General features: G+C 68.2%; 26 protein-coding genes. 14 read left to right on the top strand and 12 right to left on the bottom strand.

The window, feature by feature from the left end; all coding sequences use genetic code 11:
- Positions 1-40: 40 nt before the first annotated feature.
- Genes VLK31_RS15855 through VLK31_RS15835 form a run of 5 tightly spaced genes read right to left on the bottom strand, consistent with a single transcriptional unit; the run spans position 41 to position 5,429 of the window.
- Complete coding sequence (locus tag VLK31_RS15855; protein ID WP_409169369.1) at positions 41-1,600, bottom strand: bifunctional 3-(3-hydroxy-phenyl)propionate/3-hydroxycinnamic acid hydroxylase; 1,560 nt, start codon at positions 1,598-1,600, stop codon at positions 41-43.
- Positions 1,597-2,466, bottom strand: coding sequence for a fumarylacetoacetate hydrolase family protein (locus tag VLK31_RS15850; protein ID WP_409169368.1), 870 nt, complete (start codon positions 2,464-2,466; stop codon positions 1,597-1,599). The genes VLK31_RS15855 and VLK31_RS15850 overlap by 4 nt, the downstream gene beginning before the upstream one ends.
- Positions 2,467-2,498: 32 nt before the next feature.
- Positions 2,499-3,401, bottom strand: coding sequence for a VOC family protein (locus VLK31_RS15845; protein WP_409169367.1), 903 nt, complete (start codon positions 3,399-3,401; stop codon positions 2,499-2,501).
- The gene (locus VLK31_RS15840) at positions 3,398-4,414 is read right to left on the bottom strand and encodes an amidohydrolase family protein (protein WP_409169366.1); all 1,017 of its coding nucleotides are present in this window, start codon (positions 4,412-4,414) and stop codon (positions 3,398-3,400) included. The genes VLK31_RS15845 and VLK31_RS15840 overlap by 4 nt, the downstream gene beginning before the upstream one ends.
- A 25-nt stretch (positions 4,415-4,439) precedes the next feature.
- Positions 4,440-5,429, bottom strand: a complete 990-nt coding sequence (locus VLK31_RS15835) for a Bug family tripartite tricarboxylate transporter substrate binding protein (RefSeq protein WP_409169365.1) — start codon at positions 5,427-5,429, stop codon at positions 4,440-4,442.
- Positions 5,430-5,568: 139 nt separating this feature from the next.
- On the opposite strand from VLK31_RS15835, the gene VLK31_RS15830 reads away from it, so the two are divergent.
- Complete coding sequence (locus VLK31_RS15830; protein ID WP_409169364.1) at positions 5,569-6,495, top strand: LysR family transcriptional regulator; 927 nt, start codon at positions 5,569-5,571, stop codon at positions 6,493-6,495.
- A gap of 79 nt (positions 6,496-6,574) precedes the next feature.
- On the opposite strand, the gene VLK31_RS15825 is transcribed toward VLK31_RS15830, so the two are convergent.
- Positions 6,575-7,366 (bottom strand): IclR family transcriptional regulator, encoded by a 792-nt coding sequence (locus VLK31_RS15825; protein ID WP_409169363.1) that lies wholly within the window; start codon positions 7,364-7,366, stop codon positions 6,575-6,577.
- Positions 7,367-7,521: 155 nt separating this feature from the next.
- On the opposite strand from VLK31_RS15825, the gene VLK31_RS15820 reads away from it, so the two are divergent.
- From VLK31_RS15820 to VLK31_RS15805, 4 genes are read left to right on the top strand one after another with little or no spacing between them, the layout of a single operon-like run.
- Complete coding sequence (locus VLK31_RS15820; protein WP_409169362.1) at positions 7,522-8,535, top strand: Rieske 2Fe-2S domain-containing protein; 1,014 nt, start codon at positions 7,522-7,524, stop codon at positions 8,533-8,535.
- Between the two features lie 44 nt (positions 8,536-8,579).
- Complete coding sequence (locus tag VLK31_RS15815; RefSeq protein WP_409169361.1) at positions 8,580-9,581, top strand: Bug family tripartite tricarboxylate transporter substrate binding protein; 1,002 nt, start codon at positions 8,580-8,582, stop codon at positions 9,579-9,581.
- 8 nt (positions 9,582-9,589) lie between these two features.
- A complete protein-coding gene (locus tag VLK31_RS15810) occupies positions 9,590-11,098 on the top strand; it encodes an NAD-dependent succinate-semialdehyde dehydrogenase (protein ID WP_409169360.1) in 1,509 nt (502 codons plus the stop codon).
- Positions 11,095-12,051, top strand: a complete 957-nt coding sequence (locus tag VLK31_RS15805) for a PDR/VanB family oxidoreductase (RefSeq protein WP_409169359.1) — start codon at positions 11,095-11,097, stop codon at positions 12,049-12,051. The genes VLK31_RS15810 and VLK31_RS15805 overlap by 4 nt, the downstream gene beginning before the upstream one ends.
- Here VLK31_RS15805 and VLK31_RS15800 read toward each other — a convergent pair.
- The gene (locus VLK31_RS15800) at positions 12,046-12,723 is read right to left on the bottom strand and encodes a TetR/AcrR family transcriptional regulator (RefSeq protein WP_409169358.1); all 678 of its coding nucleotides are present in this window, start codon (positions 12,721-12,723) and stop codon (positions 12,046-12,048) included. The two genes, VLK31_RS15805 and VLK31_RS15800, sit on opposite strands and share 6 nt — an antisense overlap.
- A 144-nt stretch (positions 12,724-12,867) precedes the next feature.
- Here VLK31_RS15800 and VLK31_RS15795 point away from each other — a divergent pair, with 144 nt between their 5' ends.
- The 6 genes from VLK31_RS15795 (at position 12,868) to VLK31_RS15770 (ending at position 18,558) form a co-directional block, all read left to right on the top strand.
- Entirely contained in the window at positions 12,868-13,395 is a 528-nt protein-coding gene (locus VLK31_RS15795) for an SCO family protein (protein WP_409169357.1), read from the top strand.
- Positions 13,385-14,932: a hypothetical protein gene (locus tag VLK31_RS15790; RefSeq protein WP_409169356.1), complete on the top strand. Its 1,548-nt coding sequence runs from the start codon at positions 13,385-13,387 to the stop codon at positions 14,930-14,932. The genes VLK31_RS15795 and VLK31_RS15790 overlap by 11 nt, the downstream gene beginning before the upstream one ends.
- A gap of 112 nt (positions 14,933-15,044) precedes the next feature.
- Positions 15,045-15,518 carry a DUF305 domain-containing protein gene (locus VLK31_RS15785; protein ID WP_409169355.1) on the top strand — a complete coding sequence of 158 codons (474 nt, stop codon included), beginning with the start codon at positions 15,045-15,047 and terminating at the stop codon, positions 15,516-15,518.
- A 91-nt stretch (positions 15,519-15,609) separates the two neighbouring features.
- Positions 15,610-17,106, top strand: a complete 1,497-nt coding sequence (locus tag VLK31_RS15780) for a YncE family protein (protein WP_409169516.1) — start codon at positions 15,610-15,612, stop codon at positions 17,104-17,106.
- A 40-nt stretch (positions 17,107-17,146) separates the two neighbouring features.
- On the top strand, positions 17,147-17,719 hold the full coding sequence (locus VLK31_RS15775) for an RNA polymerase sigma factor (protein WP_409169354.1): 573 nt from the start codon (positions 17,147-17,149) through the stop codon (positions 17,717-17,719).
- Complete coding sequence (locus VLK31_RS15770) at positions 17,716-18,558, top strand: anti-sigma factor family protein (RefSeq protein ID WP_409169353.1); 843 nt, start codon at positions 17,716-17,718, stop codon at positions 18,556-18,558. Before VLK31_RS15775 ends, VLK31_RS15770 begins: the two co-directional genes overlap by 4 nt.
- A 57-nt stretch (positions 18,559-18,615) precedes the next feature.
- Here the strand turns inward: VLK31_RS15770 and VLK31_RS15765 are convergent, their stop codons facing one another.
- The 5 genes from VLK31_RS15765 to VLK31_RS15745 all read right to left on the bottom strand — a co-directional run bounded on the left by VLK31_RS15765 (position 18,616) and on the right by VLK31_RS15745 (position 23,684).
- Positions 18,616-19,608 carry an MBL fold metallo-hydrolase gene (locus VLK31_RS15765; RefSeq protein WP_409169352.1) on the bottom strand — a complete coding sequence of 331 codons (993 nt, stop codon included), beginning with the start codon at positions 19,606-19,608 and terminating at the stop codon, positions 18,616-18,618.
- Between the two features lie 64 nt (positions 19,609-19,672).
- Positions 19,673-20,497 carry an ABC transporter substrate-binding protein gene (locus tag VLK31_RS15760; protein WP_409169351.1) on the bottom strand — a complete coding sequence of 275 codons (825 nt, stop codon included), beginning with the start codon at positions 20,495-20,497 and terminating at the stop codon, positions 19,673-19,675.
- 47 nt (positions 20,498-20,544) lie between these two features.
- Positions 20,545-21,915: an MmgE/PrpD family protein gene (locus VLK31_RS15755; RefSeq protein ID WP_409169350.1), complete on the bottom strand. Its 1,371-nt coding sequence runs from the start codon at positions 21,913-21,915 to the stop codon at positions 20,545-20,547.
- A gap of 72 nt (positions 21,916-21,987) precedes the next feature.
- Entirely contained in the window at positions 21,988-22,971 is a 984-nt protein-coding gene (locus VLK31_RS15750) for a Bug family tripartite tricarboxylate transporter substrate binding protein (protein ID WP_409169349.1), read from the bottom strand.
- A complete protein-coding gene (locus tag VLK31_RS15745) occupies positions 22,947-23,684 on the bottom strand; it encodes a GntR family transcriptional regulator (protein WP_409169348.1) in 738 nt (245 codons plus the stop codon). The genes VLK31_RS15750 and VLK31_RS15745 overlap by 25 nt, the downstream gene beginning before the upstream one ends.
- A gap of 140 nt (positions 23,685-23,824) precedes the next feature.
- On the opposite strand from VLK31_RS15745, the gene VLK31_RS15740 reads away from it, so the two are divergent.
- The 3 genes from VLK31_RS15740 (at position 23,825) to VLK31_RS15730 (ending at position 26,914) form a co-directional block, all read left to right on the top strand.
- Complete coding sequence (locus tag VLK31_RS15740) at positions 23,825-25,015, top strand: CaiB/BaiF CoA transferase family protein (protein ID WP_409169347.1); 1,191 nt, start codon at positions 23,825-23,827, stop codon at positions 25,013-25,015.
- A complete protein-coding gene (locus tag VLK31_RS15735; RefSeq protein ID WP_409169346.1) occupies positions 25,015-25,851 on the top strand; it encodes an enoyl-CoA hydratase in 837 nt (278 codons plus the stop codon). The genes VLK31_RS15740 and VLK31_RS15735 overlap by 1 nt, the downstream gene beginning before the upstream one ends.
- A gap of 76 nt (positions 25,852-25,927) precedes the next feature.
- Positions 25,928-26,914 carry a zinc-binding alcohol dehydrogenase family protein gene (locus VLK31_RS15730; protein ID WP_409169345.1) on the top strand — a complete coding sequence of 329 codons (987 nt, stop codon included), beginning with the start codon at positions 25,928-25,930 and terminating at the stop codon, positions 26,912-26,914.
- The last annotated feature ends 24 nt before the right edge of the window (positions 26,915-26,938 follow it).

Below are 26,938 nucleotides of genomic sequence, written 5' to 3'. Positions count from 1 at the left end.
AGCACGTGAATCCTTTGAAGCGCTTGAAGCGCTTGACCCGCTACGCCGGCTGGTCCGCCAGCAGGCCCAGCGCGGCGGCGGCTTCCCGCACCAACGCCATGGCGTCTTCAGCCGACGCCGCCACGCCGTGGACGTAGTTGTCAGGCCGCACCAGTGCATGGGTGCAGGCATGGCGCGCGAACCAGCCGGCGGCCACGCCTTCGGCCTCGCGCTCGGTCCCCAGATCGACGGTGCGCAAGCCGGGCAGTGCGCCGTCGTCGAAGCCCTGCGGCCGTTGCGCGCCCTCGGCCCGCACCAGCCGCCAGCCGTGGCCGGCCACGTCGTCCATGCGGCGGCGCTCGCCCTGCACCGCGAGCCACGGCTGCGGAAAGAGCGCGCCGCGCGCCGCATGCGCCTGGTGGCTGAGCAACCCCGTCGTGAGGCCCGGCAGGATGTCCTGGCGCGGCGTGTCTTTCACCTGCCCGCCCGCATCGGCCAGCAGCTTGGCGTCTCGCGCGCGGGCCTTGGCCGGGTCGCGTTCGCAGATCACCGCGCCCACGCCCTTGATGCGGCTCGTGAGCTCGCGCACATGCGCCTTGCGCTCTGCGCCGTAGCTGTCCAGCAGCGCCTGCGCGGCCGGCCCGGCCACGTCGCCGCGCAGCACCGCGCCCAGCTTCCAGGACAGGTTGGCCACGTCGCGCACGCCCTGGCACATGCCCTGGCCCAGAAACGGCGGCTGCATGTGGGCCGCGTCGCCCGCCAGAAACACGCGCCCCTTGCGCCAGTCCGTGGCCACCAGCGCATGAAAGCGGTAGCTCGACTGGCGCCACAGCTCGCCGTCTTGCGGCGTGAGCCAGCGCGAGAGCAGCGCCCAGGTGCGCTGCGGCGTGGCCGCCTCGGCCGGGTCTTCGCCGGGGTTGAGCGAGATTTCCCAGCGCCGGTGGTTGCCGGGCCCTATCACCAGGGTGCAGGGGCGCTCGGGCTCGCAGTACTGCACGCTCACCTTGGGCAGCTTGGCCAGCCCGCGCTCGTTCACGCGCACGTCGACCACCAACCAGGGCTCGTCGAAGTCGAGGTCTTCCAGCGGCATGCCGAGCTGCGTGCGCACGGTGCTGGCGCCGCCGTCGCAGGCGATGGCATAGCGCGCGCGCACCTGCTTCGCGGCGCCGCTGGCGTCCGTGATGCTCAGCGAGACGCCTTGCGCGTCCTGCGCCACGCCGTGCAGTTCGGCGCCCAGCTCGACCGTCACGTTCGGCAGCTGTGCCACGCGGGCGCGCAGCGCGTGCTCCACCGGTGGCTGCGTGAACACCATCGACGGCACGTGGCCCTGCGGATACGGCGGCGCCACCATGGTCATGCGGCGCACCAGTTGGCCGTCCACGCCAAAGTACTCCGAGGGCGTGAAGGGCTCGCAGAAAGGCTCTATCGCCTGCGCCACGCCCAGCTGCTGAAACACCCGCATGATTTCGTGGTCGAGCGAGATGGCGCGCGGAATCTGGTGCACGTCGTGCAGCCGCTCGCTCACGTGCACGCGAAGGCCCTGCTGCCCCAGCAGGCCGGCCGCGACCTGGCCCGCGGGGCCGTAGCCGACGATGGCAACGTCGTAGACCGGCTCGCTCATCGTGCCTCGTTCACGATCGCGTTGGCCAGCGTGCCGATGCGCTCTATCTCCACCTCGTAGGTGTCGCCGGCCTTCATCCACACCGGCGGCGTGCGCGCCTGGCCCACGCCGGCGGGCGTGCCCATGACGATCACGTCGCCCGGCGCCAGCGTGAGCACCTCGGCCAGCAGCGCAATGGTTTCGGCCACGTTGAAGATCATGTCGCTGGTGTTCGCGCTCTGCATCACCTGGCCGTTCAGGCGGCCCTGGATCTTCAGGCCCGCCGCGCCGGGCGGCAGCTCGTCGGCCGTCACCAGCAGCGGACCGAAGGCACCGGTGCCGTCGAAGTTCTTGCCGATGGTCCATTGCGGCGTGCGCTTCTGGTAGTCGCGCACGCTCATGTCGTTGAAGCAGCTGTAGCCGAACACGTACTGCAGCGCGTCGGCCTGCTGCGTGTGGCGCGGCACCTTGCGCCCGATGACCACGGCCAGCTCGGCCTCGTAGTCGAACTTGGTGGAAACCAAAGGCACGACGCCGTCGTCGCCATGCGCAATCAATGAAGAGGCGCCGCGAAAGAAGAACCACGGGTAGTCGGGCTTCTCGCGGCCGCCTTCCTTGGCGTGGTCGAAGTAGTTCAGGCCCAGGCACACGGTCTTGCCGGGCTCGGGCACGAGCGGTGCGAGCTGCACGCTGGACCATGCGATGCGTTTGGCGGTGCTGTCGTCCAGTGCCGCACGCGCGGCGGCGTGCAGGTCGGTGCCGGTCTCGAGTGCGGCGCGCAGGTCTGCGGGCACCTTCGGTTGTGCGTCGTTCAGGTCGATGAGGTTGCGGCCGTCGACGACGGCCAGGCGCGGTGCGCCGTCGCGCAGGTAGGTGGTGAATTTCATGCGGTGCTTCTTTCAGGGAATTTGCGGAGGGGTCAATCGGGCGCGAACAGCACGCGGCGCTGCGCCTCTTTCAGGCCGGGGCCGGGTGGGGGAGAAATGCCCCACTGGTCGACGCGCCCGGGCGGCCACTTCCAGTCTTCGGGGCCGCGCGGCTGGTAGTGCGCATCGACCTGCTCCACCTCGGCCGTGTACTCGATGACCACGCCGAAGGGATCGATGAAGTAGTTGAAGAGGTTGTTGCCCGGCCCGTGGCGCCCGGGCCCCCACTGAATAGCAAAGCCCGCGTCCTTCATGCGGCCACCGCCGCGCATGACGGACTCGAAGTCCGGCATCAGGAAGGCGATGTGGTTGAGCGCGTCGTTGTCGCTGATGCCCACGGCCAGCGTGTGGTGGTCGTGGTTGCAGTTCATGAAGGCGATGGCCACGGTGCGATCAGCCAGCGTGAAGCCGAGCGCGCGGGCCAGGAAGGCCTGTGTGTCGTCGACCGCGTGGCTGTTGAGCACCACGTGCGTGAGGCGCAGCGGGCGGTCTTGCAGCTCGGCGGCCTCGGCGCGTTGCAGGTCGCCGTGCACCACCTGGAAGACGCGGCCGTGCGGGTCCTTGAACGTGAGGCCATGGCCGCCTGCAGGGTCGTCGGCCAGCGGCAAGATCGGCGCGATCACAGTGGCGCCGGCTGCGACTGCCGCGTCGGCCACCGCGGCAAGCGCATCGGCGCTGTGCGCGCGCAGGGTCACATGGCGGATCTGCGGCACAGGCCCGCCCTGGTGCAGTGCGAGCAGGTAGGCGTCGCTGCCGCTGCCGCGCAGGTAGACGGCGCCGTCGCGGCGCTCGGCCACGTCCAGGTTCCACACCTGCGTGTAGAAGCTTTCGGCCTGCGCGAGGTCGGGCATGTTCAATGCCACGCTGCGCAGGCCCGCGATCCAGGCAGAGCTCATGGGGTGGGGCCTTTCAGGCCGAGAAAGCGCTCGGCATTGCGGTGGACCAGTTGCGCGGTGGTGTCGGCGTCGAAGCCCGCGGCCTCGATGCGCTCGACCGGCGTGCGGTCATGAAAGTTGAAGGGGTGGTCGGTGCCGATGAGCAACTGCGTGCCGCCGAAGGTGGCGACCAGGTGGCGCAGCATCGGCGTGTCGAACACCAGCGTGTCGTAGAACAGGCGCTGTGCCTGGGCCTGTGGCGATTCGTGAATGCTGTCGCGCAGCGCCGGGAACACGCCCCAGCCTTGCTGCAACCTGGGCAGCAAAGAGGCCAGCGTGCCGCCACCATGGCTGAACGCGATGCGCAGCCCGGGCCGTCGCACCAGCAGGTTGGTGGTGATGACCGAGGCCGCGGCCAGGCCCACGTCGCCCGGGTAACCGAGCACCTGCTGCAGCGGCGCCGGGCCCACCAGCCGCTCCATGCCGGCAGGGCGAATCGCATGCACGAACACCGCGGCACCCAGCGCCTCGCAGGCCTCGAAGAAGGGGTCGAAGGCCGGCGCGCCGATGGGCACGCCGTTGATGTTGCTGCCCACCTCCACACCAGCGAAGCCCAGCGTCTTCACCACGTATTCGAGTTCGCGAATGGCCAGGTCGGTGTCTTGCAGCGGCACCGCGCCCAGCCCCGCGAGGCGCCCGCCGCTGTCGGCCACCATGGCCGCAATCTGGTCGTTGAGGTAGCGCAGCAGCTGTTGCGCGTCGGCCGGTGCCATCCAGTACGACAGCAGCTCCGGCATGGGCGAGACCACCTGCAGCGCCAGGCCCATGCCGGGCAGGTCCTCCAGGCGGCGGGCCGTGTCCCAGCACTTGTCGGACACGGTGCGGTACACCTTGCCCGAGATCATCACGTGGCGGTGGCAGGGTTGCGCGGGCGCCATCGACGGCCAGTCGGCGGGCATCGTGCGGCCGATGTACGCGGGAAAGTTCTCCGGGACGACGTGCGCATGCACGTCGATGCCACAGGTGCAAGACATGAGCGACGCCATTTCTTACCCCGCCCTACTCGGCCACGATGCCCAGCGCCTGCACCACCTTGCCCCAGCGCTCGCGTTCCGCGCGCATGAAGGCCTCGAACTCCGGCACCGACTGGCGCGGCTCGGCCAGCGAGCCCAGCGTGAGCAGGCGCTGCACCACCTCGGGCTGGCGGAGCACCGATTCCAGGTCGGCGTTGAAGCGCGCGACCACGTCCGCCGGCGTGCCCGCAGGTGCGAAAAGGCCGTTCCAGCCGGTGTATTCGAAGCCCGGAAAACGCTCGGACAGTGCGGGCACGTTCGGCATCTCGGAAGAGCGCTGGGCCGTGCTCACCGCGAGCGGCACGATCTGCCCGCCTTTCAAATAGGCGGTGAGCGCCGCATCGGGCAGGCACACCAGGTCGACGCGCCCGCCAATCACGTCCTGCATGGCGTCTGTCGCCTTGGTGTAGGGCACGTGGTTGAGCTTCACTCCAGCCATGTGGGCGACGCTGTCGGCCAGCATGCCGGAGAAGGTCTTCGGGCCTTCGGTGGCAATGGAGATCTGCCCGGGCTGCGCCTTGGCGCGGGCCAGCACGTCGCCCAGGTCCTTGCCCGGAAAGCTGGCGCCGGCCGCGAGCATGAAGGGGCTGCGCCCGACCAGGCGAATCGGCACGAAGTCTTTGGCCGGGTCGTAGGGCAGCTGCTTGAAGGTGAACACGTTGGTGACCATGGCCGCGGTGGTCGCGTAATAGAAGGTGTAGCCGTCCGCCGGTGCGCGCGCGGCGGCCAGCGCACCAATCACGTTCTGGCCGCCGGGGCGGTTGTCCACGATCAGCGGCTGGTTCCACTTCTTCGCGAGCTGCTCGCCGACGAAGCGCGCCAGGATGTCGGGGCCAGAGGCCGCCGGCTGCGAGAGGATGAACTTGACGGGGCGTTGCGGCCATGCGCCGCCCTGCGCCAGGGCGCGGGTGGCCACCGACATCATGGGCAAGGCCGGAAGCAGCAAGGCGGCGCGGGCGAGGTCTCTGCGTTTCATTTCTTTGTCTCCTGTCGGCGGGGCGTGGACCGCCCTCAAAAAAGTCGTGCGACGCGCTTTGCGCAAGCGGTCAGCGGCCATGCTAGGAGCACGGGTCGAATCCGGTAAGTAGATAAAACGCATACATAGAATCCACGGTATGGATATTCGATCGATCGACCTGAACCTGCTCGTCATCTTCGAAGCGATGGCGCAGCACCGCAGCGTGAGCCGCACCGCCGAGGCCGTGGGCCTGAGCCAGCCCGCCACCAGCGCCGCGCTGGCGCGGCTGCGCACGGTGTTCGACGACCCGCTGTTCGTGCGTGCCGGCGCGCAGATGGAGTCCACGCCGCGCGCGCAGGAACTCGCACCCGCCGTGCAGCGGGTGGTGCAGATGATTCAGTCGGACATTCTTCAGCCGGCCGGGTTCGAGCCGGCCCAGGCGCAGCGTGGCTTCACCCTCCTCACGCCCGACATCGGCGAGGTCGCTTTCTTGCCGGGCGTGCTGCGGCGGCTGCGGCAGGAGGCGCCGCACGTGACGCTGCGCGCGCTGGCCAAGCCGCGGCTTGCGGCGGCGCAGGCGCTGGAGGCGGGCGAGGCCGACCTGGCGGCCGGCTTCTTTCCCGACCTGCACAAGGCCGGCTACTTTCAGCAGGCGCTGTTCAAGACCTCTTATGCGTGCATTGCATGCGCACGCAACAGCGCCGCCGGCGCGCGCATGACGCTCAAGCAGTACCTGTCCGCGCGCCACGTGGTGGTGCGGCCCGACGGGCGCGAGCACCACATCGACCGCCTGATAGAGGCCAAGGGATGGCAGCGCCACGTGACGATGGAGCTGTCGCACTTCATGAGCCTGCTGGCGCTGCTGCCGGGCAGCGACCTGATAGCGACGGTGCCCGAGGACATTGCCACGGTGGTGGGGCGGCATGTGCCGCTGAAAAGAATAGAGCTGCCGTTTCGCCCGCCGCAGATTCAGGTGCAGCAATACTGGCACCGCCGGCTGCACAGCGACCCGGCCAACCGGTGGCTGCGCAAGGTGTTCTATGAGGTGAACCGGCGGGATGCGAACGCGGAGATGCCGCAGTGAAAACACCGGACGGAAATGCATCGGTCACTCGGCCCCGGCTTTCCAGGCCGTCTGGCGGCCCTGGCCGACGGAGCTGCCTTCAATCTGGCACAAGCATGCGTACCGCCGACTCGAGCGCGTCGAGCAAGGTCGCGCGGCGTGCCTCTAGCACCTCCAGCCGCATGCCGAGTGTGATGCCCATGTGCGGCTGGCCCGCGATGGCCGGCAACAGGGTCGACAGGTTCGCGAAGCCGCGCTGCGGGTAGTTCACGCTCTCGGCCCACCCACGCTCCCGGCTCTCGCGAACTTCGTTGAGCAACGCGCTCACGTCCACGCGCTCCTGCGGTGTTGCGGCTTGTGCATTGGCGCGACGTGCAATGCGCTGGACTTCACGGTCGCTCTCACGGGTGAGCAGCATTTTTCCGGCCGCTGAAAGACACACCGGCCGCATCACGCCCACGGGGTAGCGCAGCGCGTTGGCCTTGACGCTGGGCAGCGAAAGAATGAAGCGAACGTGAATGCCTTGGCGCAGCCCGACCAGCACGGCCTGGCCGGTGCGCAGGCGCAACTGCGCCATGTTCGAGAACAGGCTGGCCTGCCCGAACAGCTCGTCGTGCATCCAGGTTCCCAGCAGCATCACGCGCAAGGTCGGTCGGTAGCGGCGGCTGCCGCCTTCCTGCATCAGATAACCGAGTGATTCGAGCGTTCGCAGCAGCATCGACGTGCTCGACTGCGGGTAGTCGAGCGCCTCGGCCACCTCCGACACCGTGGCCGCGCTGTGCCGCGCGGCGAAGAACTCGAGCACCTCGAGCGTGCGGCGTGCGGACTTGACGGCGGATGGCTCCGTGCCGGCAGCGACGCGGGTGACGGCGGAGGAAGACTTGGCGTTCATGGTCGGGGGTGCGCTGGGGCACTCCACTGTGCCGCGCACAGCGGTGCCGCGGCCTCGTGCTAACCCCTAGCCATCCATCACGTATGTGATGCACCTCGGAAGGGTCCGAACCTACATTCGTTTTTCATTCCCTGCCCCACGAAGGAGATCGAACGATGTTTCCCCGCAACTGCTGGTACGTAGCCGCCATGGCGCACGAAGTGACACAGGCGCTATTCCCGCGCACTCTGCTGAACGACCCCGTGCTGCTGTTTCGCCGCGAAGACGGCAGCGCCGCCGCCATAGAGAACCGCTGCAGCCACCGGCGTGTGTCTTTGCATCTGGGCAAGCGCGTGGGTGACCATGTGCAGTGCGGCTACCACGGCCTGGAGTTCGACGGCACCGGCCAGTGCGTGCGCATCCCCAACCAGGAGCGCATTCCGCCGAAGGCCTGCATCAAGGGCTACCCGCTGGTCGAGCGCGACGGGTTCCTCTGGATCTGGATGGGCGAGAAGAGCCTTGCCGCGCAAACGCCGGTGCCCGACTTCTCGGCCGTATGCAACTCGCCGGCCTATGTGGGCCGCCGCAGCGATGCACTGCGCGTGGAGGCGCCCTACACCTACAACCTGGAAAACGTGATGGACCTGTCGCATGTGAGCTATGCGCACCAGCAGACGGTCGGCACGCAGGACGTGGCCGAAACCAGGCCGCGTACCACCGTACAGGCCCACGGTGTGGAAGTGCACCGCGAGTGGGAGCGCACCGATGCCGCGCCGGTGTTCAAGCGGCTGTTTGGCTGGGACATGGTCAAGCGCACGCAGACCATCCGCTTCTGGCCCGGCGCCAACATCCAGCTCGATATCAGCTCGCAGCCCGTGGGCAACACCGATCCGGCGCAGGTGCGCAACATACGGGTGGTCGGCCCTTGCACCCCGGAGACCGAAGGCACGCACCTGAAGTTCTCCACCATGTACCGCGACTTTGCGCTGGACGACGCCAACATCACCGAGCGCCTGGCCGACGCCTTCCTGGTCACGCTGCACGAAGACAAGGTGCTCATGGAGAACCAGTGGCGCAACGTGCGCGCCGACGGCCCCGGTGCACCGATGGTGGACATCGCGGTGGACCACGCACCGCTCGCCACGCGACGCATGCTGCGGAAGATGGCCGACGCCGAACAGCCGTCCTGAGCCCCGCGGGCTCGCAGAAAACACAAGCAAACAGAGACAACCCCATGACCCATCGACGCACCGCCATCACGGCCATCACCTTGTTGGCCGCCCTGTGCACGCTCGCACACACGGCCCAGGGCCAGCCCGCAGCACAGGCACAGCCTTCGGCATTCCCACGCAAGGCCGTGACCATCGTCGTGCCCTACCCCGCAGGCGGCTCCGCCGACGCACTGATTCGACCCGTGGCCGAGAAGCTTTCGCGCATCTGGGGACAGCCGGTGGTGGTGGACAACCGCACCGGCGCCAACGGCATCATCGCGACGCAGGCCGTGATGCGCGCCGAGCCCGACGGGCACACCATCCTTCTGCACCTCACCGGCTTCATCCAGAACGCAAGCCTTTACCGCAAGCTGCCCTACGACCCGTTCAAGGACCTGGTACCCGTGACGCAGCTCGGCACCCAGCCGATGGGCCTGGCCGTGGGCCCGGCCAGCCCCTACACCTCGGTGAGCGCGCTGGCGGCCGGGCTCAAGGCGCACGCGGGCGACGTGAGCTTCGGGTCGTTCGGCATCGGCTCCACGGGGCACATCTTCGGCGAGCTGCTCAAGCAGAACATGGGGGTGCAGATGCCGCACGTGGCCTACCGCGGCGAAGGGCCGATGCTCATCGACCTCATCTCTGGCCGCGTGAGCGTCGCCTTTGTGTCGTCGGCCACCGCCGCGGTCCGGCAGAAGGACCAGACGCTGCGCATCCTCGCGGTGACCGGCCCGCACCGCCTGGCCTCCATGCAGCAGGTGCCCACGCTGTCCGAAGCGGGCATGAAAGGTTACGACCTCGTGGGCTGGTACGGCTTCTTCTTGCCGAAAAACACGCCCGCTGCAGTGGCCGAACGCATTGCCGCCGACACGCGCACCGTGCTGGCACAACCCGACATCGTGCAGCGCATGCGCGAGCTGGAGATCGAACCCAGCGGAACCTCCCCGGCCGACTTCGCAAAGCTGCTGCGCAGCGACTACGCGAAGTGGGACGGGCTCATCAAGCAATTCAAGATTGAACTGGAATGAACACGCCCATGCTGACAAGCACCTGCGCACGCCTGAAACTCGCCGACCCGCGGCTGCTGAAGACGCAGGCCCACATCGGCGGCCACTGGCTGGACGCGCACGACGCCGCGACCTTCGACGTGACCGACCCTGCCAGCGGCGCGCTGCTGGCCGCGGTGCCGCACATGGGCGCCGCGGAAGCGGCGCAGGCCGTCGAGGCCGCCCGTGCCGCGCTGCCCTCGTGGAAGGCGCTGCCTGCCGAAGCCAGAGCGCGTGTGCTGCGGCGCTGGAGCGACTTGATGCTGGAACACGCCGAAGACCTGGCGCGCATCCTCACCGCCGAGCAGGGCAAGCCGCTGGACGACGCACGCGCCGAGGTGGTCTATGCGGCGTCGTTCATCGAGTGGTACGCCGAAGAGGCACGCCGGGTGTATGGCGACGTGATTCCCGGCCCCTCGGCGGACCGCTGCATAGTGGCGCTGAAGGAGCCCGTGGGCGTGTGCGCGGCCATCACGCCCTGGAATTTTCCTTACGCGATGGTCACGCGCAAGGCTGCGGCAGCGCTTGCAGCCGGCTGCACCATGGTGCTGAAGCCGGCCGAGCAGACGCCGCTTTGCGCGTTCGCACTCATGGAGCTGGCGGTGCGCGCAGGCGTGCCGGCTGGTGTGCTGAACGTGGTGACTGGCGACCCCGTGGCGATCGGTGGTGCGCTCACCTCCAGCCCCGTGGTTCGCAAGCTCAGCTTCACAGGGTCGACCGAGGTGGGCCGTTTGCTCATGCGCCAGTCTTCCGGCACGCTGAAGAAGCTGTCGCTGGAGCTCGGTGGCAACGCGCCGTTCATCGTTTTCGAAGACGCCGACCTCGACGCGGCCGTCGACGGCCTCATGGTCGCGAAGTTCCGCAACGCGGGCCAGGCCTGCATTGCGGCCAACCGGGTCTATGTGCACGCCGCCGTCTACGACCGCTTCGCAGACAAACTCGCCACGGCCGTGGCCGCGCTCAAGGTGGCCGAAGGCACGGTGCCGGGCTCGCAGATCGGGCCTTTGATCGACGCCGAGGCGCTGGCCAAGGTCGAACGCCACATGGCGGATGCGCTTGCGCGCGGGGCACGCGTGGTGGTGGGCGGCAGGCCGCACGCCTTGGGCGGCAGCTACTACGAGCCGACCGTGCTGGCAGAGGCCGACGCATCGATGCTGCTGGCGCAGGAAGAAACCTTCGGCCCCATCGCGCCACTCTTTCGGTTCACGCAGGACGCGGACGCCATCGCGCAGGCCAACAGCCTGGAGTTTGGGCTGGGCGCGTATGTCTACAGCCGCGACCATGCACGCATCTGGCAGACCATCGATGCACTGGAGGTTGGCATGGTCGGCGTCAACAGCGGCCTGATTTCGACCGCCGTGGCACCCTTCGGTGGCGTGAAGCAGTCCGGCATCGGGCGTGAAGGGTCGTACCACGGCATCGAGGAATACCTGGTCGTGAAGTACGTCTGCCTGGGCGGTCTCGGGGCACCGGCCACATCGGGCGCATCGGGCCCATGACCACGCTCGACGTTCGGCTGCATGCGGTTCGCCTCGAGGCCGAGGGCGTGCATTCGTATGAGCTCAGGTCGCTGCCGGGGCAGGCCTTGCCGCCTTTTTCGGCCGGCGCACACGTCGATCTGCATCTGTCGAACGGCATGACGCGCAGCTATTCGCTGGCAAACCCGCCCTACGAAACACACCGCTATGTGATGGGTGTGCAGCGCAGTCCCGCGAGCCGTGGCGGCTCGGTCTTCGTGCACGAGCAATTGTGTGTGGGCCAGACCTTGCGCATCGGCGTGCCGCGCAACAACTTCGCGCTGCGCGAGGATGCGCCCTGCAGCGTGCTGATTGCGGGCGGCATCGGCATCACGCCGTTGCGCGCCATGATCGGCCGGCTCGAGGCGCTGGGGCAGCCATGGGTGCTTTTTTATGGCTGTCGAGATCGCCGCAGCGCCGCCTGGCTCGACGAGCTGTGCGCGCTGGACTCGCGCGAGCCTGGCCGCATTCACTTCAACTTCGACAACGAAACCGGTGGGCGGGTGCTGGACCTGAACGCGATCGTGGCCAGCGCGCACGCGGGCTCGCACCTGTACTGCTGCGGCCCCGCGCCCATGCTCGCAGCCTTTGAAACAGCCACCGCCGGTCTGCCGCGCGAGCGGGTGCACGCCGAGTACTTCATAGCAAAGCAGGCACCTGCTACGCGAGGCGCCTTCCGCGTGGAACTGGCCCGCAGCGGCCGCGTGGTGTGCGTGCCAAAGGGTCGCACCATCCTTGACGCGCTGCTGGCCGAAGGCGTCGATGCGCCCTACGCGTGCATGGAAGGGGTTTGCGGTTCATGCGAGACGCGGGTGCTGCGCGGCACGCCGGATCACCGCGACATGGTGCTTTCCGACCAGGAGAAGCGCGCGAACGATCGCATGATGATCTGCTGCTCGGGGGCGCACACGCCCACGCTGGTGCTCGACCTATGACGCCTTGCGCGCGGCAGTCTTGCGCCTGGCGCCCTGCCCCTGCGCCACCCATTGATCGACCATGGCCGTCACCAGCAACCTGACCATGGTGCGCGTCTTCGTCCACGGCATGCCGGGCGTCATCTGCGGAAACAGCACCGTGCCGTGCACGGCCGCCAGCAGCATGTCGGCGGCCACGCGCGACGAAAGCGGCGGTTGCGCGAGCGTGTCGAACAGCGCATCGACCGTCTCGTAGTACAGCGCCAGGATGTCGCGCACCGCCTGCGACTTGGCAAAGCCGTCTGACGCCACGCGCGCACCCGGCGCGGGAAAGATGATGAGGAAGTCGTCCATGTGCGACAGCCAGTAGTGCGCCGTGCCGATGAACAGTTTCTTGACTCGCTCCGCCGGGTCTGCGGTGCGAGCCACAACGCGCCTGAACAGCTGCGTAGCCGCCTGCATGTCTTCACCGCGAATCTGCAGGAACAGGTCTTGCTGGTCGCGAAAGTACTGGTAGATCGCACCTGGCGCATAGCCGGCCAGGGTCGCCACGCGGCGCAGCGAAACGGCAGCCAGCCCTTCTTCGGCGACCAGGCGCCGCCCCGCGGCAATGAACGCGGCCTTGACCTTCGCCTTGTCTTCTGGAGTGCGTGCGCGGCTCTGGACCTCGCTGCTCGGCTTGCGGAATGACATCGATGCGATCAGGGTGAAAGAAAGCAAAAGTATAGGTGCCTGCGGGAAAACACTTGCCTTTATTGATCGCGTTCAATTAAAAACGCACTCATGTTTGAAACCTTTGCCAGCTTCACTCCGCCCTGCTGTTGCGCGGGCGCGAACATGGCGCAAACGGCAACACCACCCGCGCCGGTGAATGGCCGGTTCGAGCTTGTCGACCACTTCGGCAGCACCGTGAACGAGCGCAGCTTCGGCACCAGGCACCTGCTGGTTTTCTTCGGCTTCTCGCACTGCGCGATCGTGTGCCCGCGCGAGCTCGCCAAGCTCAGTGCCGCGCTGAACATGCTGGGGCCGCTGGCCGAACGCGTGCAGCCGCTCTACATCTCGGTGGACCCGCAACGCGACACGCCCGAGGTGCTGCGGCGCTATCTGTTGCGCTACACCGGAGGCTTTCTTGGCTTGACCGGCTCTGCGCCACAGGTGGATGCCGCAAAGAAATCGTTTCGCGTGTTCGCGCAGCCGGTCGCCGACAGCGCGGCACCTGACGGGTACGTCGTGCCCCACACCGCCCTCGCCTACCTGATGGCGCCGGGCGGCCGCTACGAGGACCGCTTTGCAGAGTCGCTCGACGCTTCGAACGTGGCCGAGCGCTTGCGTACCCACCTGGAGCGCGCGCCCCATGTCGCGTGACGAATTGACTCTGAACGACCGCCAGGCCGGCCACCTGCGGCATTTTGCGAACCTGTCGCGCCAGCCGGTCAACGACTGGTCTTTCATGCAGGGTCGGGGCACCGGCCAGGACGACTTCGGCGGCTACCGTTTTCAGATGGCGTACATGGCCTACGCGCTGGCGCTCGCGCACCGCCACCGGCTGCCGGCGGCGCCGGGCGTGTTCAAGCCGGTGTTCGAGCGCCTGCTGGAAAAGATGCTGCTGCCCGAGGTGTGGATGTACTGGGCGCGCGTGGGGCGCGGCGGCAGTGTGTTCAACATGCACCTGTCCGCGGGCTACACAGAAGACTGGAACCCGGTGGGGCGCGACAACATCATGTACAGCGCCTATGTGCAGTCGATGGCGCTGCTCTACCACTACCTGTTCGACGACGACCGCTACGCCGCGCCGGGTGCGCTCACGTTCAAGTACTGGTCGTTCTTCTGGGGCGGCAAGGAACGGCGCTTCGAATACGACCAGACCAGCCTCAACGAACACATCTACTGGCAGATGGTGGAAAGCGGCTACCTGGGCGTGGCGTGCGAGCCGAACTGTGTGTTCCAGATCTGCAACCAGCCGGCCATTCTGGGCTTTCGCATGCACGATCTCGTGACCGGCGGCGCGGTGGCCGAGGAGGTGACGCAGGGCTACCAGAAGGCGTGGGCGCAGTTCGGCCGCCTTGGTGCCAACGGCCACTACAACATGATGCTGTCGCAGGACACGCACGCCGTGCGCGACAACGCGGGCAACGCGCCGTGGGTCGATGCATGGTGCGGCACGCTCATGAACATGTGGAACCGCGACTTCGTGCACGCCCACTATCCGGCCCAGATTGCCGACTGGCTGATGCACGGGCCCGACGGCACGATGTCCGTGCGCAGCGCGGAGCGCCCTCAGGTGATGGGGCAGACGGTCGTCAACGACGACTCCGACTTCGGCTGGGCCGCCACCTGGGCCTCGGAGATGGGCGACGCCCCGGTGCTGAACGGTCTGATGCAGCATGCCGACCGCTTCATGTCGCCGAGCTGGCGCGACGGCGGCTTTCACTACCCGCGCAACGACGTGCAACAGGACGCGGACGGCCACCGCACGCTGGTGGAGCCCATGACCGGCAACGTGCTGCTCGGCTATGCAAGCCTGAACGTGCCGGACGGGCTCTGGCGGCTCTACAACGAGCCGTGGCCGGCGTCGCGCCACCGCGAGCCGGCGCTGACGCGGGTGGACGACGGCGTCGATGTGTTGCGCGCGCATGTCGAGCAAAGCACCCACTGCCTGCACTTCACCCTGCGCCGCTGTGCGGCGAGCAAGGGCGGCTTCGACGTGGAGATCGGCCGTCTGTCTGCGCACGGTGACTGGACGCTCATGCACGACGGCCGACTGGTCGCGCAAGGCGCGGGGAACCACGTGCACGCAGCGCACGGGTTCAACGTGTGTGCCACGCAAGATGGCATTGCGCTGACGTGCCTCGGCACGAGCGCGCTGCAGTTCGACCTCGCATTCGTACCCGGACCTGCCTGAAACCGGCCGAGCCGGCGCAACGCCAAAAATAAATCTTCATCGCAACGGAATAAGCCGCGCCCTGCGGCGTCTACGTCTGCAACGGCCTCTTCCACGCCGTTGAGGACACCCGATGCAGATGAAGTTTTCACGCTGGCGGCCACGCCCCGCCGCATGGGCCCTGGGCGCGGCAGCATTCGCCTGCGCAGCCGCCGCCTTTGCCGCACTGCACGCGCCGCCCGACACCAGGGCCGCTGCGGCGGCGAGCGCCATTGCGCGCTTCATGGACGTCTGCACCTCCGGCGACCCCGCGCAGGCCGGCTTTGCCGCCGAGAACGACGCGGCCATGGCCCGAATGATGGCGGGCATGAGCATCAAGCCGTCCGGCAGCGTGGACCGCGATTTCGCCGACATGATGATTGCGCACCACCAGGGCGCCATCGACATGGCGCAGGCCGAGCTGCGGCACGGCGACAACGAGCAGCTGCGGCGCATCGCGCAAGAAATCATCGTCGAGCAGCAGCAGGAAATTGCCGCAATGCGCCTGGCGCTCGGCCAGCCGCTTCCGCCCTCGGCACCGGCGCCCACGCAGGCCGGGCGCCTTTGAACACCGCCACCGCATTCACCCCACCAAAGAGCACCACTCCATGAAGCAGCACGCCCTCCCCCACCTTCGCCATTGGCGCACCGCCGCTCCCATGGCCGTTGCATTGGCCACTTCACTGGTCATTGCAATGGCCACCACCGCCACCGGCGCGCTGGCCGGCCAGGCACCGCTGGCGGCCGCCGATGCCGACATTGCCATGAGCCACCGCGACCGCGTGTACACGGCGGAGCAGTTCTCCAACACCGTGTCGGTGACCGACCCCATCGACAACAAGCTGCTGGGCGTGATTCGCCTGGGCGACCCCGCGCCCGGCAACTTCAGCCCGCTGTACCGCGGCCAGGTGCTGGTGCACGGCATGGGCTTTTCACCCGACCACCGCACGCTGGCCATCGTGTCGATCGGCTCCAACTCGGTGAGCTTCATCGACACCGCCACCAACGCGGTGAAGCACACCACCTACGTGGGCCGCTCGCCGCACGAGGCCTTCTTCACGCCTGACGGCAAGGAGGTGTGGGTCACGGTGCGCGGAGAAAACTATGTGTCGGTACTCGACGCGGCCACCTTCGAAGAAAAGACCCGCATCACCACGCCCAACGGCCCCGGCATGCAGATTTTTTCGCCCGACGGCAAGTACGGCTACGTGTGCTCGTCGTTCAACCCCGAGACGGTGGTGATCGACACGGCCAGCAAGCAGATCGTCGGCCGCGTAAAGCAAGACAGCCCCTTCTGCCCCAACATTGCCGCCACGCCAGACGGCAAGCAGGTGTGGATGACGCTGAAGGACATCGGCCGCACGATGGTGTTCGATGCAAAGCCGCCCTTCGCCGTCATCAAGTCCTTCGACACCGGCCCTATCACCAACCACGTCAACTTTGCGACCACGGCCAAGGGCAGCTTTGCCTACGTGACCATCGGCGGGCTCAACGTGGTGAAGGTGTTTCGCACAGACGACTTCTCGCAGGTGGCCACCATTCCGGTGGGCAAGCTGCCGCACGGCGTGTGGCCTTCGGGTGATGGCAAGCGCGTGTACGTGGGGCTGGAGAACGCCGATGCGCTGGCCGCCATCGACACCGCGACGAACACCGTGGTCGCGAACGTGCCGGTGGGCCAGGCGCCGCAGGCCATCGCCTATGTGCCCAACGCGGTGTCGGCGGATGCAGGCGATGGCCTGCAGGGCCTGCAGCCGCCAGGGCTGGCCGGCCAGGTCGCGCACCTCACGCTGGTGCCGGTGGCTGCGCGCAAGAGCGCAAGCGCGGCCACGGCCAACGCGCCCACCAGCGTCTCGCTGTTCGACCAGGGGCTGCTGCAGGTGTTGCAGGCTTCCGCGACTGGGCTGGAACCCAAACAGCCCTACGTGCTGGCGCTGGCGTACAAGCCGGACGGCAGCGGCACGCTGCAGCCGCTCGCCAACTTCATGACCAACCCGGCGGGCGCCGCGATCGTGAACGCGATCGGGCCGATTCGCCAGCAGGTGAAGGACGGCGCGGCGGGTGCGGCGCGGCGTTACCTGGTGATTGCGCCGCAGGCTGGTGGCAAGCCGGCGGCACCGGTGCAGGTTCAGGAACAGGAACAGGTGCAGGCCCTTTGAAGGCATTGCGCTTTTGCGCGATTGACGGCACCGTGCGTTCATGAGCGACCTGATCCTGCTCGTCGAGCCGATGATTCCCGCATTGCGGCGCTATGCGCGCGCCTTGCTGCGGGACCGCGAGCTGGCCGACGAGCTGGTGCAGGACTGCCTGGAGCGCGTGATCGCCGGTTGGGCGCAGCGGCGCGATGCGCAAGACACGCGCTCGTGGGTGTTCGCGATCCTGCACAACCTGGCCGTGCAGCGCATGCGCCAGCAGTCGCGCCGTGGCCTGCACCTGGCCATGGACGACCTCAACGAGGCCGACGAGGCCGCGTTCAGCACGCCCGCGCCGCAGGAGCACCGCGTGCGCCACCATGAGCTGATGCGCGCGCTCGACGGCCTGCCCGAGGACCAGCGCGCGGTGCTGCTGCTGGTCGCGGTCGAAGACCTGTCCTATGCGCAGGCCGCCACGGCGCTGGGCATTCCGGTGGGCACCGTGATGTCGCGCCTGGCCCGTGCGCGCCAGCGGCTGCACCGCATGCTCGACGGCGTCGATGCGATGCCCGCGGCCGAAGCGCCTTCAGCACAACCGTCGCAACCATCGCCCCACCCTCACATTCGGAGACTGAAATGAACGGCGATGCGCCCGGCGGACGTCCCATCCTCGAAGAGGACCTGCATGCTTACGTCGACGAGGCGCTCAGTGCGCAGCGCCGCCGCGAGGTGAGCGACTATCTGCTTGAACACCCGGAAGCCGCGCGCGAGGTCGAGGCCCATGCGCAGCACCGGAGCGAACTGCGCGCCGCGCTGTCACCCATTGCCGACGAGCCCCTGCCGCCCGGGTTGAACCTGGCGCGCATGGTGGCCGAGCACGAGCGTCAAGAACAGCATGAACGGCATCCGCAACAGGCGCGGCGCGCGCTGCAGCGCCGCTGGCCCTGGGGCATGGCGGCGGCGGTGGTGCTCTCGCTGGGCTTGGGCGCCGGCGCGGGCTGGTCGCTGCGCGGCACGCCGGGCAGCACCGACGCGGGCATTTCAGCGCTGGGCCGCGAAGCGGCGCGCAGCTACGACGTGTACGCGTCGGACAACGCGCGGCCCGTGGAAATGGGGCCGTCGCAGCGCGCGGAGCTGGTCGGCTGGGTGTCGTCGCGCCTGGGGCGCAAGGTGGCGATACCCGACCTCGCGCCCTCGGGCTACCGCTTCATGGGCGGGCGCCTGGTGATGACCGAGCACGGCCCGGCCGGGCTCTTCATGTACGACGACGCCCAGGGCACGCGGCTGGCGCTGATGGTGCGGCCGATGGCGGTCGACCAGAACACGCCGGTGATGAAGAAGATCGACGGCCCGCGCGCGGGCTTCGCCTGGGCCGACCAGGGGCTGGGCTACGGCGTGGTGGGCGCGAACGAGGCGCAGGTGCTGCACCCGCTGGCGGATGAGATGCGGCGGCAGATTGGGATGGAGCTGAAGGGGTAGCAAGGCGTAGCAAAGGGATAGCAGGCAAGTGCGTCGCACATCGCGCCCACTTGCGCTTCAGCAACCGGCCGTGCACTTTCCATTCGCATCGAACGCCATGGTCACACCCGACAGCGGCACATGCACCGGCACTTTCGAAGCCTTCACAAAAGCTTCCGTCTTGCTGCCCGGGCGCACCTTGCCGTTGACCGTGCCGACCTCGTTCGCATGCGATGCGATCACCGACGCGGGCTTCACCAGTTCGTTGATGACGTAGGCCGCCTCGGCCGGCCCGGTGGTAAAGCCGTCGCCCATGTTCATTACCGCCAGGCTGGCCTTGTAGTAGTCGTGCACCACGCGCTCCTGGTCGGCCACGATGCCGGTGTCGCCCGACAGATAGGCCACCAGGCCGTTGCTGAAGCGCAGCACGTAGCCGGTGGCGGTGCCCACGTCGCCGGCAATGCCTGCGTCTTTCATGGCCTTGCCCAGTTCGCCGCCGATGAAGTCGGGGTCCACGCCGTTGCTGTGCAGCGCCAGCACGGTGGCAATGCGCACGCCGCCCAGCGTCACGCTGCCGCCGAAGCGCGCCAGAACCGAATCGGCCGGGTTGCCGCCATTGGCCTTCAGCTTGGCCGCGAAGAAGGGCGGCATCTCGCTGCCCGTGACGATCTTCGATTTCTTGGCCAGCGCGATTTCCACCGCGCTGGTGTTCGGCAGCGCCGACACCGACATGTCGGGGCTCTCGCAGCTGCCCGAGTTGGGCGCCTTGTTGTGCGCGTTGCCGACGTGGTCGCCGTGCATGTGGCTCACCAGAATGATGTCGATCTTGCCCAGTCGCGGGTCGCCCGCGCCGGCCACGGTGCGGCCCGGGTCGTACAGGATGCGCGTGCCGTTCGGGTCCTCGAAGACCAGCGCGCGGTCCTGCGGACAGAATTCGCCGTCGATGCCGCCGAGCGAGGTGACCTTCACGGTCTGGGCGAAGGCGGGGGTCGCCAGGGCGACGGTCGCGGTGAATGCGGCGAGGGCAACCCGGGCAGCGGCGCAGGCGGCATGCGATGTCAGGCGTTTCATGGAACTCCTCTTCAGCGTGGTGAAAAAGCGGGGTGGAAGCGGGAGGGAAAGCAGGGTGGAGTTTTCAGGCGCGTGCGGGCGCCACGGCGGCGCCCTCGATGCGGTGGCGCGCCAGAGCCTGGGCCACGAAGCCGGAGGCCTTCATCTCCTCGATGTAGCCGCTGAGCCAGGCCCGCGCGGCGGTGCGGCCCTTGGGCACGCCCATGGCCTGTTCGATGACCATGAAGCGCCCCGGCAGCATGCGCACGCCGCCCACGCGGGCGGCATCGGCCTCGAGCTGCTGGCGCACGCCGGCGGCCACGTCCAGGTTCTGCGCAAGGAGCATGTCGGTCACCGCGGGCGAGGTGGGCGCGCGCACCAGCGTGGCGGCCTTGATGTCGCGCGTCAGGAACAGGTCGTACGCGCTGCCGCGGCCCACCACCACGCGGGTGCCGGCACGGTCCACGTCTTCGTTGCGCCGTAGCGGCGAGGCGTTGCGCACCAGGTAGGCGCCCTCGATGATCACGTAGGGCGCGGTGTAGTCCATGTCGGCCGCGCGCACGGGGTCGATGGCCACGAAGGCCAAGTCGACCTGCCGCGCCTTGACCGCTTCGACAACGGTGCCGGCGGAATTGAAGGGCACAAGTTCCAGCGGCACGCCAAGCCGCCGCGCCGCCTCGCGCACCAGGTCGACAGACACGCCTTGCAGCTCGCCGCCCGCGCTGCGCGAGGCCAGTATCGGGTTGCCCAGGTTGATGGCCGCGCGCAGCTTGCCGGTGGAGGCGAGTTCGCCTGCCGCGGCCTTGGCGTCGATGCCGGCGCGGGGCGCGGAAGCAGCACAGCCGCCGAGCGCGAGCGCGCCCGCAGCGCAGAAGACGTGGAAGGCGCGGCGTGTCAGTGGCTCTTGCATGGGTGTTCCTTCTTCGGTTGCTTGGCGGCGCATGGTGGGTCGGTGCTTCACGGGCGCGCGAGCTCGGTGAGCGCGCGCACGTCGGCCGCCTGGCCAAGGCCCCAGCAGGCCGCCAGCAGCGCCTTGGCTCGCGGTGCACCCAGAATGCCTTCCGACAGGCCGTGGAACTTGCGTTCGAGGTCGGCGTCGCTCATGGGGCGCTGCAGCGAGCCGATGGCGTGCTCGACGAACACGTGCTCGCGGCGGCCGTCGGTGAGCACGGCCGTCACGTCGGCGCTGGCTTCGTCGATGCTGTCGTCCACGGTGGCCACCACCTTGCGGCGCAGCGCGACGACGTCGGGGCGGTTCACGATGACGTCGTCGAACTCTTCTTCCGCGGCGCGGCCGAACAGCAAGCCCACAGCGCAGCCGTGGTACACGCTGAACTTGCCTTGCAGGCCGTCCGCCGGCTCCTTCTTGCCGGTGAGCTCGAGCACCAGCGAGTGCACCTTAAGCTCGATGCGCTCGACCTGCTCGGCCTGCACGCCGCGCTCGCGCAATTGCACGCAGGCGTCGATGCTCGGGTGGATCACGATGCCGCAGGCAAAGGGCTTGTAGCTGTTGAAAGAGATCTCGAAGCGCTCGCCGAGCTGGTCGGTCACTTCGTTCCATGCGAACTTGGTCGACACCACCTGCGCCCAGCCGCGCGGTGCCTCGATGGCCCTTGGGCTCGCGGTGAAACCGTGCTTGGACATCAGCGCCGCCATGAGGCCGGCACGCGCCGCGCCGCCGGGGTGGAAGGGCTTGGTCATGGTGCCGAACTGCTCACGCAGGCCCACCGGTTGCGAGGCCGCGATGCCCAGCGCCATGGCGGTGCGCGCGGCGTCCAGGCCAAGCAGCCGCGCGCAGGCCGCCGCGGCACCGAACATGCCGGTGGTGCCGGTGATGTGCCAGCCGCGGTCGTAGTGCTCCGGGTACACGGTGTTGCCCAGGCGGCATGCCACGTCGATGCCCAGCACCAGCGCGTCTAGCACCGCGCGCCCGCTGGCGCCGGTGTGTTCGGCCAGCGCCAGTGCGGCGGAGGCCACCGGGCCGGCCGGATGGATGATGGTTTTCAGGTGCGTGTCGTCGAAGTCGAAGGTGTGCGAGGTGATGCCGTTGAGCAGCGCGGCACTGGCAATGTCGACCTTCTCCGCGCGCCCGAGGATGGTGGCCTGCGCCGACGGTTGCAGCACCTGCACGGCGGCCAGCGCGGCCTCAGCCGCTTCGTGCCGCGCCGCGCCCACCGCGCAGCCCAGCCAGTTCAGAAAGGTGCGGTGCGCTTCGTGATCGACCGCGTCGCTCCAGCCGCGCGAAGGATGGCCGGCGACGTATTCGGCCAGGATGCGGGTGACGGGCGGGGCGTTGTGGTCTGCGGGGACCTGGGTGTTGCGTGCCATGGAAAAAATGAAATGAGTGCGTCGGTGACGACGGGTTGAAAAAAAGCGAAGAAGAGAAACGGTGCGCCGCGCTCAGGTGTCGAGCTGGATCTTTCTGTCGCGCGCCAGCCGGGTCCAGCGCGCGATGTCGGCGCGCATGTACTCGCCGAACTGCGCGGCGCTCATGGGCATGGGCTCCACGGCTTCCACCGAAAGCTTCTCGCGCAGGTCGGGCGCCGTAAGCACGGTGTTGAGCGTGTCGTTGAGCTGCCTCACCACATCGGCCGGCATGCCCGCCGGTCCCACCACGCCGTACCACTGCATGGCGTCGAAGCCGTGCAGGCCGAGTTCTTCCAGCGTGGGTGTGTCTTTCAGCGCCGGGTGGCGTGCCTTGCCGGTCACGGCCAGCGGCCGCACGCGGCCCGACTTGATGTGCGGCACGGCCGCGGCCAGGCCCGGGAACATGGCCTGCGTCTGCCCGCCCATGAGGTCGTTGAAGGCGGGGGCAATGCCGCGGTAGGGAACGTGGGTGAGCTGCACGTCTTCTTCGGCCTTGAAGAGTTCCATGGTCAGGTGCGTGAGCGACCCCGGGCCGGCCGAGCCGTAGCTGAGCTTGCCCGGGTTGGCGCGCAGGTAGGCGAGAAACTGTTTGAAGTCGCTGGCCGGCACATCGGCATTGACCACCAGCACGTTGGGCGTGCCGCCGATCATGCCGATGGGCGTGAAGTCCTTGATGGGGTCGTAGGGCAGCTTGCGCGTGGCCGGGCTGGTGCCGTGCGTGGCCACGTAGCCCTGCATGAGCGTGTAGCCGTCGGCCGGCGCGCGCACCGTGTTCTGCGCGGCAATGACGCCACCACCGCCGCCCTGGTTGTCGACCACGATGGTCTGGGCGAGCAGCCGGCCCCAGCGCTCGGTGACGGTGCGGCCCACCATGTCGCTGCCGCCGCCGGCGGCCACGGGCACGATGTAGCGGATGGGCTTGTTGGGAAAGGACTGCGCGTGCGCCAGTCCGTGAACCCCTGTCAGGGCGGCGGAAAGCGCGGCAGGAAAGGCTAGCGCGAAGGTGCGGCGTTGCATGGACTGTCTCCTTGTTGGCTTGGGGTGTCTGTGCTGCGCAGGCGCTGGTAGGCGTCGCTCACGTGGCGTGCCATGAGGTCTTCGCAGCGGCGCATGTCGCCCTTGCGCAGCGCGCGGGCGATCTTTTCGTGCTCGGCAATGGAGCTGCGCATGCCGGTGTCCTGCGAGAGGTTCTTCAGGCGCGACAGATGGAGCTTTTGCACCACGCCGCGGTAGGTGGCGGCCATGGCGCGGTTGCCGGCGGCCTCCACGATGGCCCAGTGAAAGCGCAGGTTCTCGCGGTAGTAGCACTGCACGTCGTGCGCGGTGAAGGCCGCTTTCATGTGCCGGATGGACTCGTCCAGCACATCGGCCAGCGCGGTGCGCGGCGCCTCCGGCAGGCGCGCCACGCGGGCGCCGGCAAAGCCGTCGAGCATGGCGCGCATTTCGTAGAGCTCGCGCACTTCCTGCGCGTCGGGTTCGTGCACGAACACGCCCGCGTGCTTGCGCGCCACCACAAGGCCGGAGCTTTCGAGCTCGCGCAGCGCCTCGCGCACCGGCACCCTGGAGATGCCCAGGCGCAAGGCCATGTCGGGCTCGTTGATGCGCTGGCCGGGCCGCAGCTCGCCACTCAGGATCATCCCCAGCATGTCGTCGCGCACCACCTTGGCCAGGGGCAGGTCGCGCGAGGTGCCGAGCAGGTCGGCGGTGGGTTCGGGGTGCCAGGGCATCATCGTCAAGTCCTTCGGAGAGCGGGAATATCGTATACGGATCGCGAGAAATTCCTGTCAAAGTGTTTACCCGAATACCTAAAGTGTTGACACTTAAGGCCATGGCTGGGAACAATTCGCGACCTCATCAGATCTTGTTTGCCATGCCCCACCTCCCTGCTTCCTCCGCGCTTTCTCGCTTTCGCGTGATCGACCTGACCCAGGTTCGCGCCGGCCCCACGGCCTGCCGCCAGCTGGCCGACTGGGGCGCCGACGTCATTCAGGTGCAGATGCCAGAGCACATGCGCGGCGACGACACGCTGGGCGGGCAGGACGGCTCCGACTACCAGTACACGCACCGCAACAAACGCTCGATCACGCTGAACCTGAAGCAGGACGAAGGCGTTGCAACGCTCAAGCGGCTGATTGCGCGCGCCGACGTGGTGGTGGAGAACTTTCGCCCCGACGTGAAGTACCGCCTGGGCATCGACTACGAAGCCTTGAGCGCGGACAACCCCGGGCTGGTGTACGCCAGCATCTCGGGTTTCGGCCAGACCGGCCCGCTGGCCAGCCGCCCCGGCTTCGACCAGATTGCGCAGGGCATGGGCGGGCTGATGTCGGTGACCGGCCTGCAAGGCGACGGCCCGGTGCGCGTGGGCATTCCCATTGCCGACCTGTGCGCGGGCATCTTCGCGGCGCAGGGCATTCTGGTGGCGCTGCTGGAGCGCGAGACATCGGGCCGCGGCCAGTGGCTGCACACCTCGCTGCTGGAGGCGATGGTCAGCATGATGGACTTTCAGACCTCGCGCTACCTGATCGACGGCGAGGTCGGCACCCAGGCGGGCAACTTCCACCCCACCAGCATTCCGACCGGCGTGTACAAGGCGCGCGACGGCTACCTGAACATTGCGGTGTTCGGCTCCAAGAGCTGGGAGCGCTTCTGCAACATTCTTGGCGCGCCGGAGTGGATCGCCGACCCGCAGTTTCACGACAAGCCCTCGCGCTCGGTGAACCGCGACGCGCTCAACGCGCAGATCAACGCGCGGCTGGCGGCGCATGACCGCGCCCACTGGATCGCGCAGTTCAACGAAGGCGGCGTGGCCTGCGGCCTGATCAGCGACATGCGCGAGGTGTTCGAGGAACCGCAGATCGCGCACCTGGGCATGGTCAAGCACGTGGTGTCGCAGCGCCTGGGCGAGCAGCGCCTGGTCGGCCAGCCGGTGCAGCTGGAGCGCACGCCCAGCACCATTGCGCGCGCCGCGCCGCGCCGCGGCGAACACACCGAAGAAGTGCTGAGCGAACTGGGCCTGGCCACGGACGAACTGGCCCGCATGAAATCGAACGGAGTCTTCTGATGCACAACACCGACCAAGCTGAGCACACGCAACACACCGGGTACGCGACCCACACCGAGCGCGTGCAGACCTGGCTGGACGCCAGCACGCTGCACATTCGCTTCAACAACCCGGCGCGGCACAACGCGCTGTCGGTCGACATGTGGGAGGCGGTGCCGCCGCTGCTGGCGCAAGCGCGCGACGACGACCGCGTGCGCCTGGTGGTGTTCTCGGGCGCGGGCGAGAAGGCCTTTGTGTCAGGCGCCGACATTTCGCAGTTCGAGGACATGCGCGCCGCGCGCGAAGCCGTGACGCGCTACGAGGCAATGGCCGAAGACGCACTGACGGGCATTGCCGATTTCCCCAAGCCGACGCTGGCCTGCATTCGCGGCTACTGCATCGGCGGCGGCGTGAACGTGGCCATTGCCTGCGACATCCGCATCGCATCGGACGACGCGGTGTTCGCGATTCCCGCGGCGCGGCTGGGCCTGGGCTACCGCTACTCGGCCATGAAGAACCTGGTGGACTTGGTGGGCCCGGGTGTGGCCAAGGATTTGTTCTTCACGGCGCGGCGCATCGACGCCGCCGAGGCCAAGGCGCTGGGCCTGATCTCGCGCGTTGGCACGGCCGCCGGGCTCGACGCGCTGCTGGCCGAGTACACGGGCGCCATGGCCGACAACGCGCCGCTGACCATCGCCGCGGCCAAGGCGATCACGCGCGAAATTCTCAAGCCGCCGACCGAGCTCGACATGGCGCTGTGCACGTCGCTGATTCGCGGCTGCTTCGAGAGCGCGGACTACACCGAAGGCCGCACCGCCTTCATGCACAAGCGCAAGCCGGTGTTCAAGGGCATCTAGGCGCCGCCAGAGCCACAACGGCCAACGCCGCAAGCCCGCCACCCCAACGAATTCAAGAACCTCAAGGAAACAAGCGATGCAGGCCTACTGGATGCAGATGAGCGAGTCTTCGACCGTGCTGGAGCAGCGCGAAACGGCCGTGCCGCAACCCGGCGCAAAGCAGCTGCTGGTGCGCATGCACGCCGCGGCGCTCAACCGCGGCGAGTTTCTGGCGGCGCACGGGCTGCACGGCGAACCCGGCAGCTGGAAGGCGATTGGCGGCGAAGGCGCGGGCGAGGTGGTGGCGGTGGGCGCCGACGTTGTCCGCTTCAAGCCAGGCGACCGCGTCATGGGCCGGTGCGCCGGCGCCTTCGCGCAGCAGGCGCTGATGGAAGAGAGCGAAGCCATGGCCGTGCCGCCCGCGCTGTCGTGGGAAGAAGCAGCGAGCATTCCGCTGACCTTTCTGGTGGCCTACGACATGCTGGTGCTGCAGGGGCGGCTGCAGGCGGGCGAGTGGTTGCTGGTGAACGGCGTTTCGTCGGGCGTGGGGGTTGCGTCGCTGCAGCTGGCCAAGAGCCTGGGCGCCAAGGTGATCGGCACTTCGGGTTCGCCCGACAAGCTCGCCAGGCTGGCGCCGCTGGGCCTGGACGTGGCGCTGGCAAGCCGAGGCAGCGACTTTGCCGGCGCCGTGATGGCCGCGACCGCGCAGCTTGGCGCCAACCTGGTCGTCAACACCGTGGGCGGAACGGTGTTCGCGGAAAACATCCGCTGCATGGCTTTCGAAGGCCGACTGGCGACGGTCGGCTATGTCGACGGCGTGGTGCATGCCGAGCTCGACCTGGCGGCACTGCATGCCAGGCGGCTCACGCTGTTCGGCGTGTCGAACAAGCTGCGCAGCAAGACACAGCGCGCGGCTGCGGTGCCGGGCTTCGTGGCCGACGTGATGCCGCACTTTGCGGCGGGGCGCATCCGCCCGCAGATCGACCAGGTCTTCGGCTTCGACCAGCTCGCACAGGCCAAGGCGCGCATGGAAGCCGGCGGCCATGTCGGAAAGATCGTGCTGCGCATGTCTGGGGTGAACTGAGCCGTTCGCACTCGACCGCAACCG

It is taken from the genome of Variovorax sp. H27-G14, from assembly GCF_046156345.1.
Taxonomy (GTDB): Bacteria; Pseudomonadota; Gammaproteobacteria; order Burkholderiales; family Burkholderiaceae_C; genus Variovorax.
The sequence above is the reverse complement of the archived record's forward strand: the minus strand, read 5'-3'. Positions and strand labels throughout refer to the sequence as shown.